Origin of the sequence: Bradyrhizobium sp. (genome assembly GCF_035652035.1) — a bacterium.
GTDB lineage: Bacteria > Pseudomonadota > Alphaproteobacteria > Rhizobiales > Xanthobacteraceae > Bradyrhizobium.
This window is the reverse complement of record NZ_DASREO010000026.1, coordinates 52,640-65,973: the sequence shown is the minus strand read 5'-3', so window position 1 is coordinate 65,973 and position 13,334 is coordinate 52,640. Positions and strand designations below refer to the sequence as shown.

Below are 13,334 nucleotides of genomic sequence, written 5' to 3'. Positions count from 1 at the left end.
GTACAAGGTTCACCCTCTTGCGCATCCTGATCATCGAGGACGACACGTCCCTGGTCTCTGGTCTGAAGAAGGCGCTGGTGCCGGCGGGTATTGCTGTCGATCATGAGACAAGCGGCCTCGGCGCTTTGGGGGTAGCCCCCTCAGAGGCCTATTCGTTGATCGTGCTCGATCTCGGCCTGCCTGATTTGCCTGGTCAGGATGTCCTGCGCAGGTTGCGCGACAATGGTTGCGAAGTACCGATCCTGATCCTGACCGCGCTTGGAGAGGTCAAAGACAAGGTGAGATGTCTCAACCTCGGCGCGGACGACTATCTGACCAAGCCATTCGATCTCGGCGAGTTCGAGGCGCGGGTGAGAGCATTGATGCGCCGCAGCAAGGGACGGCCGGCGCCGGCACTCAAATGCGGAAACCTTGTGTTCGAAACCTCGTCGGCGACCGCAACCCTTAGCGGCAAGCCCCTATTGCTTCGTCGCCGGGAAATGGCGGTGCTGGCTGTTCTGATGGCAGACGCCGGTAAGCTTGTGCGAAAGGAGCGGTTGATTTCAGAAATCTTCAGCTTCGACGAACCCGTCGCACCGAACGCAATCGAGCTGTACATCGGACGGCTGCGTCACAAGCTTGGAGCAGACGGACCCAAGATCAGGACGGTGAGAGGCCTCGGCTATCTGATGGAGGAGAAGTGAGAGAGCGGCGGATACCCTCCTTACGTCGGGCTCTTCTCCTCAACCTGCTGGTGCCGACCAGCGTGCTTGCGATCGCGCTTGGCGTCGGAGGGCTGCTGCTGATCAACAAGACCGTCGAAAGGGCCTACGATCGGGTTCTCGATGGCTCGGCGAAAGCGATCGCCGAGCGGATCAGCGTCGAGGACGGCGAGATCACCGTCGACCTACCCCAGGTCGCACTCGGAATGCTCGAGACGCGCGCCAACGACAGCGTCTACTACAATGTGTCCTACGATGGGATGCTCGTGACCGGCTACCCGGATCTGCCGCTGATCGATCTAGCCAAGCTTCGTGCAGATTCCATCGGTCATTTCGACCTGCGCTACAAGAACGTGCCGGTGCGTATTGCCGCCATGGCGCAACCCGTTTACGGCAAGCCACGGCCCGTCCTCATTGAAGTCGCTGAAACGAAGGATGGAAGGACGATGGCGCAGCGCGAACTGCTTCTCTTTCTGGCGGCGCTGGAGACCGGGATCGTCCTCGCGGCCGCAGCTTTGGGCTGGCTTGCGGTGCGGCGTGGGCTTTCGCCGCTGGTGGATCTCGGACGCGAGATCGATACGCGGCAAATTGAGGCTGGAAGGGGCCTGCGGCCTCTCAACCTCGCGAGCATCCCTTACGAGGCGCACCCGCCGGTTCGGGCAATGAACCAGCTGTTCGTACGGCTGGATGCAGCGATGCAGGTTATCCGGGACTTTATTGCCGACGCATCCCACCAGATGAAAACCCCTCTGGCTTCCTTACGGGTTCATCTCGCACTGCTGCAACGCGACACCGGTGAGCAGTCAGAAAATCGCGAGATCATCGCCGAAATCGAGAGGTCGACCCGCCATCTTGACAGGCTCGTTGCTCAACTCATCGCGATGGCGCGCGCCGAGGAGGCAGCCGTTGCCGAAAAAGGCTTCCATCCGCCGGTGACAGACCTGGTCGCGAGTGCGAGCGAGGCCGTCAGCATCATGGCGCCCCTCGCCGCGGCCCGAGATGTCGACTTGGAATTCGAAGCCAGGCTGGATGCCGCTCCAATTCGCGCCCATGCGCCGGCCCTGCACGACATCCTCATAAACCTGATCGACAACGCAATCAGATACAACGCCAATGGCGGCTCCGTTGTCGTATCTGTCTTCTTCGAAGATGGCCGATATCTGACGCGCGTTTCCGACGATGGCCCGGGAATCGCGCCCGAACATCGCGAGCGCGTATTCGATCGCTTCTACCGCATTCCCGCGAACAATCGTCCGCCTGGCTCGGGACTAGGGCTTTCAATCGTTCGCACGTTGTTACAGCAGAGCGCTGGGACAATTGCTCTGACCGATGGCATAGGCGGCGCCGGCCTTGCGGTCATCATCGCTTTTCCTGCCGCTTGACGGCAGGGTTGCCCACGGTCGCATGCTCGTGGCACCACGCGTCCAAGCATGATCGTGGGTTGCGGTCCTCTATTCCTCAACGGCAGACGCCGTGGCGCGGAGACCAGCTACGTTCTACAGAAGCTCTGCATCACTCCCCAGTCGCTTGCGCAATGTCAGGATGAGCCGGTGGACCGTTTGCAGGTCCTTGATCGATAGCCCGTCCGCGAGCTTGTTGATCCAGGGGGCCTGCAGCCGCATGGCCGCGTCGAATGCTTGCTTCCCTTTCTCGGTGAGCACAACAAGCTGCGCCCTCCGATGATGTGGGTTGATCTCAAAGGCGACGAGCCCGTCCTTCTCCAAGTCGTTGACGATGCGCTGCAGGTTCTGGCGATTGGCGCCCATGTCGCGCGCAAGCCAGGCAACGGGTTGTGGGCGTTCGGCGGCAACGATTGCGCCAAGGACCTGCCATCGCGCACTGGTGAGCCCAAGTTCCGCGACGAGGCGATCGCCGGCAGTCAACAACAGGCTGTTTAGCCTGAAGAAGTCGAGGATGAGGTCGGTCAATGCATCGCCCGCCGGCGTTCGCTTGCTCTTGTTCATATGTCACCATAAAACATACTTGACATCATGATGTCAATCAAATAGACATCTACGCACCGTCTTGGTGCTATGAATCCATATTATGAGGAATATGTCATGTCGTTGCTGCGTCCTCTGGACCCTGCCTTCCCGATCGACCGTCAGATCGGGATCGACGCCAGCCCGGTGGTGCTGGTGAACGTGTTTACGGTCGACAAAGCCGATGAGCAGAGCTTCCTCAAAGTCTGGGAAGATGATGCCGCTTTCATGAAACGTCAGCCGGGCTTCATTTCCACGCAGCTTCATCGCGCCATCGGCGAGAACCCGACCTACCTGAACTACGCTGTTTGGGAAACGACAGCCCATTTCCGCGCGGCCTTCACCAACCCCGAGTTCCTGGCAAAGCTCTCGAGCTATCCGGCCTCGGCAGTTGCGGCGCCACATCTGTTCCAGAAGGTCGCGGTGCCGGGCATCTGCGTCCCATAGCCACGCACCAAGCGCGCCGAAGCAGCAGGTGCCACCCTCTATCACCATCCTTCCGAGATGGGCTGCTTGGGCGCATGTGGTTCAGCACCTGAGCCGTCTTGTTTCCGACCTTCCGACGAGCGAGAAAATGATCAAGATTATCCACCCTGTCGCCGGCACCATCGCAATCCTCACGATTGCGACCTTCTGGATGTCGACCGCGTTGAGCGAGCTGTTTGCGTCTCGTTCGGTCGTTACAGCCGTAAAGACGACAATACCTTGGGGCTTCCTGTTGCTTGTTCCAGCGCTGATCGCGGTGGGAGCCTCTGGGTTTGTGTTGGCAAAGGGACGCCGGGCCGGCTTGATCGGCGCAAAAATCAAGCGCATGCCCTTCATAGCCGGAAACGGCATCTTGATCCTCATCCCGTCGGCCGTGTTTCTTGCCTTCAAGGCAAAGGCCACAGAGTTTGACGGCTGGTTTTACGCAGTGCAGCTGCTTGAACTCATCGCAGGGGCAACTAACATCACGTTGCTTAGCCTCAACATGCGCGATGGCCTCAGGTTGAAGGGCTGGTTGCGCGCCACGCCTCGCTGATCAGTCAGACCCTGGAAACTGCTGACAGGCTGGCGATCGAGCAACCCGCACCTCAAGTGTCTGGCATGGCTCGACTAGACCGCAATCGGAGATTGTCGGGCTAATCCTTCGACGTAGGCGAGCAAGCGCTCGGTTGCATGGGCCGCCTGATCCGCGTCGCTGCGGGCGATGGCGCGGGCGATTTCGACGTGGCTCTCGACACCTTCGCGCGGCAGAGACCGTCCGTGATGCATGAACCAGAACCGCCGATTGTGCGTAGACATTAGGCGCATCATCGAGGTCGCCATCGCGTTGCGGCAGGCAGCCACGCACAGCTGATTGAACTCCATATCGAGTCGCGCGAAGACGTCGAAATCGTCCGCTTCCAGCGCCGCGACCATTCCATCCGCGATTTCGGTGAACTGCCGGCGCTGGTCGGGCGTTGCGCGCATGGCAGCCGCGCGCGCCACCATCAATTCGAGGGGCCGCCGCACCTCGATGACATTCAGTTCGTCGCCGAACCGGAAGTCCGAGACGACGCATCCCTTGCGAGGCATGATCTGCAGCAGATGGTCACGCGCCAGCCGCTGCATCGCCTCCCGAACGGGCGTGCGGCCCATGCCGAGCCGCTCGCACAGATCAGCTTCGGAGACGAACGCGCCCGGCCGCAGCTCGAGCGTCGCGATCATGTGCTCCAGCCGGGCGTAAGCCTGCTCGGTCATGCTGGAGACTTCGGCATCGGCCGGCGGCGTCGCGCGCGAAGGGCGAGATTTGGGTTGACGCTTATTCATATATCATCTCATATATCACGTGTTTGAGGCCGGGAAAACGGTCGAATGTAGGGAAGGCAGGCAAGGCATGGCGCGAGCTCCTGTGACGGATTGGGCTTCCGATTGGGATCATCTCGACCCGGCCTGGGTCGGCAACCCCTATCCGATCTGGCAGGACTTGCGCGACCGCTGTCCGGTGGCCCGGACCGATCGCTACCGAGGTGTCTATTTCCCGACGCGATACGCCGACATCCGCGAGGCCGCATACGATCCTGACCGCTTCTCTTCCCGGCGCGTCGTCGTTCGCGACGGCGAATACCGCGTCAATTCGCCTCCGATTACCTCCGATCCGCCAGAGCACCGGCCGATGCGAATGGTGCTGATCCCGCCATTTACGCCCCAGGCGGTGGCAAAGCTCGAGCCGCAGACCATCCGGGTCTGCAACGAATTGATCGACCGCATCGTCGCGCACGACAGCTGCGATGCTGCCGTTGAATATGCCCAGCACATTCCAGTGCGGATCATCGCCCATATGCTGGGAATACCGGCCGAACACGGCGATCAATTCCGTTCGTGGATTACGATGGCCTTGCAGGAGGGCGTGACCAACCAGGCCACGCTGAAGCGGGCCGAGCAGGAGATATCGGACTATTTCGCCGCACAGATCGCCGAGCGGCGCCAGCAGCCGGGCGAGGACCTCGTCAGCTTCCTGATCAAGGCGCGCCATCCGAGTGGGGAGCAGCTTTCAGACCAACAGGTGCTCGGCGCGCTCCGGCTGCTCCTGATCGCCGGCATCGACACCACTTGGAGTGCCATCGGTGCGTCGCTCTGGCATCTGGCGACGCATCAGCAGGATAGGCGGCGTCTGGTGCACGAGCCCGAACTGATCGAGACCGCGGTCGAGGAATTCTTGCGTGCGTACGCCCCGGTGACGATGGCGCGCGAGGTCGTCGAGGATACCGAACTCGGCGGCTGCCCGATGCGGAAGGGCGAAATGGTGATGCTGTCCTTCCCCGCCGCGAACCGCGACCCCGGAAAATTCGCCGATGCGGAAGCGGTCCGGATCGACCGCGCGGAAAATCCGCATGTGGCGTTCGGGCTCGGCATTCACCGCTGCATCGGATCCAATCTGGCGCGGATGGAAATGCGGATCGCGCTCACCGAATGGCTGAGGCGAATTCCTGAGTTCGCGCTCGACCGCACCCGGCCAATGACCTGGTCGGAAGGCGCGGTGCGCGGGCCGCGCCTGCTGCCGATCGTCATCGGATCGAGCTGATTTGGATTCAACCACGGGGGTTCAGATGTACTTCATCCGCAAACACGACATCGTCATCGATGCGCCGCCGGAAGCCGTCTTCGACTATGTCTGCAATCCGCATTCCTGGCCGGAGTGGCTGGCCGCATCGCACCAGATCGATGGGCCGGACCGGCCGTTGCGGTCGGGAGAGACTTTTCACGAGCAGTGGCAGATCCGGCGCGGGACGATCGCGCTGAACTGGACGGTGACCAAGAGCGAGCGGCCGAATGCCTGGGCGTGCAGGGCCGACACCGATTTCATCGGTCCAATCGTCATCCGTTACACGTTTGCCAATGAGGCCGGCCGCACCCGCTATACGCGCGAGCTCACCAACCCCGATCGGCCCACCGCGCCGAGCGAGGACCAGCTCAAGCGCATGGATGACGAGGCGCAGATCGGGCTCGCCAACATCAAGAAGCACGTCGAGCGGCGGTTGGGAAGCAACACCGGCATTGACCTCCGCGTCGATCCCGACAAATGTCAGGGCCATGCCCGTTGCAGCGCGCTCGCGCCCGAATTGTTTCAACTCGACGAGTTCGGAAATGCGCGGGAACGCCTCCGCAGTTGCTTCGATCCTGCCTTGATCGAGCGAGCCTATGTCGCCCGGGCGAACTGTCCGGAGGAAGCCATCATTGTCAGCGAGCGCTAGGTTCGGAAACGGTCGCGCGAGAATTCGATGAAGGTCCGGCAAGCTTTCGTGAGGTTTTTCTCGTAGCGCCAGCAGAGGCTGAAACGGAAGCGGAGTTGTGGGCGGAACGACACGGCTTGGATGCGCGGATCGTCTTTGACCGTGGATCGAAGCAACGTCGCAGCGCCCATGCCCGCGGCAACAGCTTCGCAGATCGTCGGCACATCGTTCGATTGAAGTACCAATCGAAACGTCACCCCGGCGGCCTTGCAAAGCTCTTCGAGTACGTTTCGCTGCAGGAAAGTCGAGTCAAACACCGCCATCGCCAGCCCATCGAGATCCTTCGCCTCGACAAACTTCCTGCCCGCAAGCTTGTGGGTTGTGTTCACGCACAAGGCGGTCTCATCGCGTCCCACCTCGACGTTGTGCCAGCCCGCCGGAACGCGTCGGCTTTCGAGCATGCCGACGTCGATTGCCCCGGCATCCAATAGCTTGCGCACGCTGTCCGCGCTCCCTTCCATCGCGGTCAGCACCACTGAAGGAAACTGTTTGTGAAATTCGGCGAAGACCCTCGGGAAAAATACCTGTCCGTACATCGGCGGGAATCCGACTTTCACCTCGCCGATCTTCAACTCCGACGCAGCCTGTATCTCTTCCCTCGCCAGCGCCACCTCCTCAAAAATGCGAGCGGCTCGCTGCAGTAGCAATTCAGCCTCGGGACTCGCGACGACATGGCGGGCCTTCCTTGCGAACAGGACCACTCCGAGCTCGGTCTCCAGCTTCTTGATGGCGATACTCAATGCGGGTTGCGCGATGCGCAGCTCCTCCGCAGCTTTCGTGAAGCTGCCGTGGCGTGCGACCGCTTCGCAGTAACGAAGCACCTTTAGATCCATTGCCACGGCTTATCCTTCTCATATCCCTTTTATATTTTTCATTCACAAAGACGAATAGTAGGCTCCTGCATAAAACAAAGGCAAGGGCGCGACACTATCGCAGCCCCAAGGGAAACGCTCGATCCAGGAGGCTACAATGCAGAAGGGGCGCCGTTGGATTGCGCTGATGCTCTTTTCGCTTGCTATGATCAACTACATCGACAGGGTGACCCTGTCGTTCGCCGCGGCTCCGATAGCCAGGGAGTTCGGTTTGTCGCCGGTTACTCTGGGCTATCTGTTTTCATCGTTTCTGTGGACCTACACCATCTTTCTGATCCCGGTCGGAATGCTGGTGGATCGGTTCGGCGCAAAGCGGGTGGCTGGTTTCGGGCTGGCGCTCTGGTCCGCAGCGACCGCAGCAACCGGCATCGCGTGGAGCTTTCCCTCGCTGCTCGCGACCCGCCTTTTGATGGGAGCGGGGGAGGCAACCAGCAACCCGGCCGGTGCCCGCGTCGTCCGCGAGTGGATTCCCGCCTCCGAGCGAGGAGTCACCAACGCCATCTTCAACAGCGGGTCCTACGCAGGCCCCGCGATCTGCGCGCTTGCTGCAGGCCCGATCATGGCGGCGCTTGGTTGGCCGGCTCTCTTCTTTACGGCTGGCGGAATCGGATTGGTCTGGCTGCTCTGCTGGGTGACATGGTTCGCCCGCCCCGAGGACGCCGCCTGGCTCGGTGAGCAAGAGCGACAAAAAATCCTGAGCGAACGTGGCGCCCGGAAGGCTGATTTCGACACGTCGGCACCCAAGACCGGACTGCTCGGCCTGTTGCGTAAAGGCCCGACGCTCTGGGGTCTCGCGCTCACACAGGGATGCAACGTCTACTGCCAATACCTGTTTCTCACGTGGCTGCCGAGCTACCTTCAGAACGAGAAGGGATTGGCGTTCGCAAAAACCGGCTTCTATGCAGCGGTGCCATACGCGATTGCCGTCGCTCTGTGCATCATCGTCGGCCGGATCAGCGATCGGCTTCTGAAGGGGGATACCGGCGGTGGCAGGCGGCGCAACATGATCGCCTTTGCGATGCTGCTTGCAGCCATCATCCTTTTCGCGCCGCTGGTCGACAGCGTCTGGGTGATCCTCGGTCTCATCGCGATATCGCTCACGGGTGTCGCGTCCACCACTTCGCTCAATTTCGCGCTCCTCAACGATCTCATCAGGAAGCCGCAGGACGTCGGGGTTGCCATGGGCTTCCTCGTTGTCGGCGGCAATGTATTCGGCTTGATGGCGCCGATCGTGACCGGTTATGTCGTCGCGGAAACGGGCCATTTCGACCGCGCCTTCATGATCGCCGGGCTCCTGCTCGTGGTCGGCGCAACATCGATCCTGACGCTGACACGGCGGGCGTTGGGGGAGACCTCCGACGCCTCGGCGCTGGCGCCTCAGCACGCCGCGACCAGCGCCTAGAGAGCGGCTTGATGACCGCAATCGAGTTCGAACGACGCGAGATTCTGCGGGGAATATTGCTGATGACGGTGGCGAGCGCGGCGACTACCCTTGCACCATCCGGACGGGCAACAAGCGGCGGTCGCTTCGCCCGGTTTGCCTACACGGGCTGCCGGACGACGAAAGAACGCGGCGCAAGAGGACGCGGAATAAACGTATTCCGCGTCGATCCGGCGACGGGCGCCTGGACCCATGCTCAGCTGGTCGAAAATCTTATCAACCCTTCCTTCCTCTCATTCGATCGGGAGCAGCGCTTCCTCTATACGGTTCACGGCGATGCAAGCGAAATATCCGCCTTCCGCGTCGACCGCGAAAGCGGAAGCCTGACGTTGATCAATCAGCAGTCGACAGGCGGAAAGAACCCTGTCGCCCTGGTGCCCGATCAGACCAACACGTTCATGATCGTGGCCAATTACGCGACAGGCTCCCTTGCCTTGCTACCCATACGGCAAGACGGTGGCCTCGCCCCCCTAGTGCAGCTCATGCAACTGCCCGGCACAGGCGGCCCCAACAAGATCGAGCAGACCGGTTCGCACCCGCACCATGCGGTCTACGATCCGGCCGGCCGTTTTCTGATCGTCCCGGACAAGGGCGTCGATCGGATCTTCACCGTCGAATTCGATTCGACCAAGCCGATGCTGAAACTCACTGACCCGGGGTTCGTTTCAACTCGACCGGGAGCTGGTCCGCGCCATGCCTCGTTCCACCCAACTCTTCCGTTCGTCTATGTGAACTACGAGCTCGACTCTTCGCTCAGCGCAAATCGGTACGAGCCGTCGACGGGCGTCATAACGCCCGTCCAGGTGGTGCCGTCCACTCCCGATACGTTCGTCGATGCGAACACGTCCGCCGAAGTCGAAGTCCATTCGAACGGTCGTTTTGTCTACATCTCCAATCGTGGAAGCGATGTCATCGGAACATACGCGATCGATGCTTCGACCGGTCGGGTCAGCCCGGTAGGCTGGACGTCGAGCGGCGGTCGCGGACCGCGGTTCATGAAGATCGACCCGAGCGGAACGTTGCTGCACGTGGCCAATGAGCTGACCGATACGATCGTTACTTTCGCCATCGATCCCGAGACGGGCAGGCTTCGGCCGACCGGCCAGGTCATCGAGACTGGAAGCCCCACTTGCATCGCATTCGCGACTATTTAGCGGCGACGCGCGAAAAGGAGCCACATATGAAGATCGGATTTGCAGGCCTGGGCCAAATGGGCCGTCCCATCGCGCTCAATCTCCTGAAGTCGAACGCTACGCTGACCGTCACCGACAGGTCGCCGCAGTCGTTCGGCGAGTTCGAAGCCAAGGGGGCGCGGGCCTCGACCGATCAGTCCGTCATTTCGGATTCGGACATCATTTTCCTCTGCCTGCCGAACGACAAGACCGTCGAGGCAGTGATCGCAGGAGACGGCGGTCTGCTGGGGAGCTTGCGCCGAGGGCAGATCGTGGTCGACCTGAGCACGATCACTTACAAGGCCACGGTCTCGATCGCCGAAAAGCTCTCCGGGCGCGGGGCGCAATTCCTCGATGCGCCAATCTCGGGAATGGAAGCACGGGCGATCGACGGCACCCTGACGGTCATGTGCGGTGGCGAGCGGGCGGTCTTCGACGAGGTCCAGCCGTTGTTGGACTGCATTGGCAACAAGATCCTCTACATGGGCGGCTCGGGAAGCGGCCAATTGACCAAGCTGATTAATCAGCTTCTCTTCGATATAAACGCTGCGGCGATCGCCGAGATTTTGCCGATGTCGAAGAAGATGGGGCTCGATCCCGATCTCGTCGGCGAGGTCATCAACAGTGGAACCGGCCGCAGCTATGCTTCAGAGTTCTTCATCCCCCGAATTCTGAAAAGTCACTTCAGCGATGGATACCCGATGAAGCACGCCTACAAGGATCTGATCAGCGGCGCGGAATTGGGCGCGAGCCTTTGCATCCCCATGCCAGTTCTCGCCGCGGCGACCGCGACCTACCAAATGGCCTTGTTGAGGGGACATGGCGAGAAAGATAAGGGCGGGATGGTTACGGTTTTCGAAGAGATGCTTGGCGTCACCTGCCGAAGTCCGGAAAGCGCGCCCGCAACCTCAGGAGCGGCGTAATGACTGATCATGGCATGGACAACGGGCTGACCAACTACGGCGACAAGGACTTCGCGAGGTTTTTGCGTCGCTCCTTCGCCAGGTCGATGGGCCTGTCGCGCGCGATGCTCGCCAAGCCGATCGTCGGCATCGCGATGACGCCGTCTGGCTTCAACAATTGTCATCGGTACATGCCGGATCTAGTTGAGGCGGTTTCGCGTGGCGTGCTTGCGGCTGGCGCGCTGCCACGGCCGTTTCCGACGGTCTCTCTCGGAGAGGTGTTCCTCAACCCGACCAGCATGATGTACCGCAACCTGATGGCGATGGACACCGAGGAGATGATCAGTGCCCAGCCCATGGACGCGGTCGTGCTCATCGGCGGTTGCGACAAGACCGTACCCGCTCAATTGATGGGCGCCGCTTCCGCCAATCTGCCGGCGATCCAGCTCGTCACGGGACCGATGATGACGGGACGGCACAAGGGACAGCGTTTGGGAGCCTGCACGGACTGCCGCGGCTTCTGGGCGAAATACCGGGCGGGGAGCATCGATAAGGATGAAATCAATACCGTCGAAGGCCGGCTCTCGGTGACGGCCGGCACCTGTGCCGTCATGGGCACGGCGTCCACCATGGCCTGCATTGCCGAGACGCTGGGCATGTCGTTGCCGGGCACGGCCGCGATCCCTGCGGTGCACGCGGATCGCCTGGTCGCTGCTGAAGAGACCGGCAAGGCCGCCGTCCGATTGATTGGGACCAAGATCTCTCCGCGCGACATCATCACCCAGAAGTCGGTCGAAAATGCTTTCCGCGTCCTGCAGGCGGTCGGCGGTTCGACCAACGCGGTCGTGCACCTCGCTGCAATCTCCGGACGGCTGGGAATCAAGATTCCGTTCTCGCGCTTCAACGAGCTATCCGACGAGACGCCGGTTCTCGTCGATCTGAAGCCGGTCGGCGAAGGCTACATGGAGGATTTCCATGCGGCCGGAGGCATGGGAGCCCTGCTGCGCGAGTTGAAGCCGCTGCTTCATCTGGACACCATTGACGTGGAAGGGCGGACGCTGGGTGAACGATTGGAGGAGCCTCTGGACTGGGTCAATCCGGCGGTCATCAGGCCGTTCAATGATCCGGTTTCGAGAGATGGCGGCCTCGTCGCGCTGACAGGCAACCTCGCTCCGGACGGCGCCATCTTCAAGCGCGCAGCGGCCACTCCGGCATTGTTCGAGTCGGAAGGGCGGGCCGTGGTGTTTACCGGCCTCGAAGATCTCAGCAATCGAATCGACGATCCCGATCTGGACGTGCGACCCGACGATGTTCTCGTATTGCAGAATGCCGGCCCTCACGCAGCGGGTATGCCGGAAGCCGGCTACCTGCCGATTCCGAAGAAGTTGGCGAAGGCGGGCGTAAAGGACATGGTCCGCATTTCGGACGCGCGAATGTCCGGAACGGCGTTCGGTTCGATCGTCCTGCACATCGCGCCGGAGGCCGCAGTCGGAGGACCGCTCGCCGCCGTCCGCAACGGCGATCGCATCCGGCTGTCGATCACGAAGAAGCAAATCAACCTTCTCGTGGACGACACCGAGATCAGGCGCCGTTTGGCGGACCATCGCCCGCCGCCCGCGCCGGCCCGCGGCTACAAGTCGCTGTATCGGCGGACCGTGCTTCAGGCGCCTGAAGGCTGCGACTTCGATTTTCTCACGCAGGGAGCCGACCGATGACGGCTCCCTTCGATCCGTTACCAGCGGCGCGCTACCTGGCCCGCGCCTGGCATGGCCCAAAGCAAATCGCCGAGCTGCCGCAGGCGATCAGACCGGGGAACATCGAGCAGGGATATGATGTTCAAGACCATCTGGTCGACCTGCTGGGCGTTCCGGTCGTCGGCTGGAAACTCGGCGTCGGCAGCGCCAAGCTGAAACAGCAATCAGGTATCGGCCGGTCGATTGCGGGACAGGTGCTCGAGAACCGAAGACACGATCCGGGCGCGATCGTGCGACTGTCGTTTGCCGCGCCGCTAACGATCGAATTCGAGATAGCTTTCGTTCTCGGCGAGGATGTTGATCACCGGTTTGCCGGCGATGCGAGGAGCGCGATCGCTGAGGCCCGCGTCACCTTCGAGCTCGTCATGGCGCGATTCATCGATCGCCGCTCCGTCGGCTGGCCGAGTTTCGCGGCCGACGACGCAGGATTTGAAGCGCTGATCGTGGGTGAGCGATTCGACGAACGGCAGATGCCGGAACTGCTCTCCTCGCTCGTCGTATCGGTTGACGGTCAGGAAAAGGCCCGCGCTGCGGGCGGCGATGATGCAACCGATCCTTATGGCGCTCTTGCCGATCTCATTTTGATCGCTCGTGAACGGAAAATGACCCTGCCAAAGGGAAGCATCATCTCGACCGGCTCCGCTTCGATGCCGTTCGCCGTCTCGTCGCCGAAAGGCGAGGTGTGCGCTTCGTATCTCGGAAAGAAGCTCAGCTTCGCATTCGAAGCGCCGGCAGGTTTCTAAGGGACGGAGAAT

At 61.4% G+C, this 13,334-nt stretch carries 14 protein-coding genes and 1 pseudogene; 12 read left to right on the top strand and 3 right to left on the bottom strand.

The window, feature by feature from the left end; all coding sequences use genetic code 11:
* Positions 1-17: 17 nt before the first annotated feature.
* Positions 18-683: a response regulator transcription factor gene (locus VFB05_RS10100; protein WP_325011721.1), complete on the top strand. Its 666-nt coding sequence runs from the start codon at positions 18-20 to the stop codon at positions 681-683.
* Positions 680-2,083 carry a sensor histidine kinase gene (locus VFB05_RS10095; RefSeq protein ID WP_325011718.1) on the top strand — a complete coding sequence of 468 codons (1,404 nt, stop codon included), beginning with the start codon at positions 680-682 and terminating at the stop codon, positions 2,081-2,083. Before VFB05_RS10100 ends, VFB05_RS10095 begins: the two co-directional genes overlap by 4 nt.
* 114 nt (positions 2,084-2,197) lie before the next feature.
* Here VFB05_RS10095 and VFB05_RS10090 read toward each other — a convergent pair whose 3' ends face one another.
* The gene (locus tag VFB05_RS10090; RefSeq protein ID WP_325011716.1) at positions 2,198-2,665 is read right to left on the bottom strand and encodes a MarR family winged helix-turn-helix transcriptional regulator; all 468 of its coding nucleotides are present in this window, start codon (positions 2,663-2,665) and stop codon (positions 2,198-2,200) included.
* Positions 2,666-2,761: 96 nt separating this feature from the next.
* Between VFB05_RS10090 and VFB05_RS10085 the strand changes: the two genes are divergently transcribed.
* Together VFB05_RS10085 and VFB05_RS10080 are read left to right on the top strand one after the other, a co-directional pair.
* On the top strand, positions 2,762-3,130 hold the full coding sequence (locus VFB05_RS10085; RefSeq protein WP_325011714.1) for an antibiotic biosynthesis monooxygenase family protein: 369 nt from the start codon (positions 2,762-2,764) through the stop codon (positions 3,128-3,130).
* 127 nt (positions 3,131-3,257) lie between these two features.
* Positions 3,258-3,704: a hypothetical protein gene (locus tag VFB05_RS10080; RefSeq protein WP_325011712.1), complete on the top strand. Its 447-nt coding sequence runs from the start codon at positions 3,258-3,260 to the stop codon at positions 3,702-3,704.
* Positions 3,705-3,778: 74 nt separating this feature from the next.
* On the opposite strand, the gene VFB05_RS10075 is transcribed toward VFB05_RS10080, so the two are convergent.
* The gene (locus VFB05_RS10075) at positions 3,779-4,474 is read right to left on the bottom strand and encodes a GntR family transcriptional regulator (RefSeq protein WP_325011710.1); all 696 of its coding nucleotides are present in this window, start codon (positions 4,472-4,474) and stop codon (positions 3,779-3,781) included.
* 67 nt (positions 4,475-4,541) lie between these two features.
* Here VFB05_RS10075 and VFB05_RS10070 point away from each other — a divergent pair, with 67 nt between their 5' ends.
* The 3 genes and pseudogenes from VFB05_RS10070 to VFB05_RS10060 all read left to right on the top strand — a co-directional run bounded on the left by VFB05_RS10070 (position 4,542) and on the right by VFB05_RS10060 (position 6,399).
* Entirely contained in the window at positions 4,542-5,729 is a 1,188-nt protein-coding gene (locus tag VFB05_RS10070; protein ID WP_325011708.1) for a cytochrome P450, read from the top strand.
* 25 nt (positions 5,730-5,754) lie between these two features.
* Positions 5,755-6,165: pseudogene (locus VFB05_RS10065) on the top strand (SRPBCC family protein); the annotation flags it as partial.
* Between the two features lie 18 nt (positions 6,166-6,183).
* On the top strand, positions 6,184-6,399 hold the full coding sequence (locus VFB05_RS10060) for a ferredoxin (protein WP_325011752.1): 216 nt from the start codon (positions 6,184-6,186) through the stop codon (positions 6,397-6,399).
* Here VFB05_RS10060 and VFB05_RS10055 read toward each other — a convergent pair.
* Positions 6,396-7,271: a LysR family transcriptional regulator gene (locus tag VFB05_RS10055; protein WP_325011706.1), complete on the bottom strand. Its 876-nt coding sequence runs from the start codon at positions 7,269-7,271 to the stop codon at positions 6,396-6,398. The genes VFB05_RS10060 and VFB05_RS10055 overlap by 4 nt on opposite strands.
* Before the next feature lie 166 nt (positions 7,272-7,437).
* Here VFB05_RS10055 and VFB05_RS10050 point away from each other — a divergent pair, with 166 nt between their 5' ends.
* From VFB05_RS10050 to VFB05_RS10030, 5 genes are read left to right on the top strand one after another with little or no spacing between them, the layout of a single operon-like run.
* Positions 7,438-8,712 (top strand): MFS transporter, encoded by a 1,275-nt coding sequence (locus VFB05_RS10050; protein ID WP_325011703.1) that lies wholly within the window; start codon positions 7,438-7,440, stop codon positions 8,710-8,712.
* 11 nt (positions 8,713-8,723) lie between these two features.
* Positions 8,724-9,905 carry a lactonase family protein gene (locus tag VFB05_RS10045; protein ID WP_325011701.1) on the top strand — a complete coding sequence of 394 codons (1,182 nt, stop codon included), beginning with the start codon at positions 8,724-8,726 and terminating at the stop codon, positions 9,903-9,905.
* A gap of 26 nt (positions 9,906-9,931) precedes the next feature.
* On the top strand, positions 9,932-10,846 hold the full coding sequence (locus VFB05_RS10040) for an NAD(P)-dependent oxidoreductase (protein ID WP_325011699.1): 915 nt from the start codon (positions 9,932-9,934) through the stop codon (positions 10,844-10,846).
* The gene (locus VFB05_RS10035) at positions 10,846-12,540 is read left to right on the top strand and encodes an IlvD/Edd family dehydratase (protein ID WP_325011696.1); all 1,695 of its coding nucleotides are present in this window, start codon (positions 10,846-10,848) and stop codon (positions 12,538-12,540) included. Before VFB05_RS10040 ends, VFB05_RS10035 begins: the two co-directional genes overlap by 1 nt.
* Positions 12,537-13,322 carry a fumarylacetoacetate hydrolase family protein gene (locus VFB05_RS10030; RefSeq protein WP_325011694.1) on the top strand — a complete coding sequence of 262 codons (786 nt, stop codon included), beginning with the start codon at positions 12,537-12,539 and terminating at the stop codon, positions 13,320-13,322. Before VFB05_RS10035 ends, VFB05_RS10030 begins: the two co-directional genes overlap by 4 nt.
* Positions 13,323-13,334: the final 12 nt, after the last annotated feature.

What these genes read in the sequence shown, in the direction of transcription:
- VFB05_RS10090 (WP_325011716.1), bottom strand. Translation starts at nt 2,665, where the DNA reads ATGAACAAGAGCAAGCGAACGCCGGCGGGCGATGCATTGACCGACCTC.
- VFB05_RS10085 (WP_325011714.1), top strand. Translation starts at nt 2,762, where the DNA reads ATGTCGTTGCTGCGTCCTCTGGACCCTGCCTTCCCGATCGACCGTCAG.
- VFB05_RS10040 (WP_325011699.1), top strand. Translation starts at nt 9,932, where the DNA reads ATGAAGATCGGATTTGCAGGCCTGGGCCAAATGGGCCGTCCCATCGCG.
- VFB05_RS10050 (WP_325011703.1), top strand. Translation starts at nt 7,438, where the DNA reads ATGCTCTTTTCGCTTGCTATGATCAACTACATCGACAGGGTGACCCTG.
- VFB05_RS10035 (WP_325011696.1), top strand. Translation starts at nt 10,846, where the DNA reads ATGACTGATCATGGCATGGACAACGGGCTGACCAACTACGGCGACAAG.
- VFB05_RS10045 (WP_325011701.1), top strand. Translation starts at nt 8,724, where the DNA reads ATGACCGCAATCGAGTTCGAACGACGCGAGATTCTGCGGGGAATATTG.
- VFB05_RS10055 (WP_325011706.1), bottom strand. Translation starts at nt 7,271, where the DNA reads ATGGATCTAAAGGTGCTTCGTTACTGCGAAGCGGTCGCACGCCACGGC.
- VFB05_RS10075 (WP_325011710.1), bottom strand. Translation starts at nt 4,474, where the DNA reads ATGAATAAGCGTCAACCCAAATCTCGCCCTTCGCGCGCGACGCCGCCG.
- VFB05_RS10030 (WP_325011694.1), top strand. Translation starts at nt 12,537, where the DNA reads ATGACGGCTCCCTTCGATCCGTTACCAGCGGCGCGCTACCTGGCCCGC.
- VFB05_RS10070 (WP_325011708.1), top strand. Translation starts at nt 4,542, where the DNA reads ATGGCGCGAGCTCCTGTGACGGATTGGGCTTCCGATTGGGATCATCTC.
- VFB05_RS10080 (WP_325011712.1), top strand. Translation starts at nt 3,258, where the DNA reads ATGATCAAGATTATCCACCCTGTCGCCGGCACCATCGCAATCCTCACG.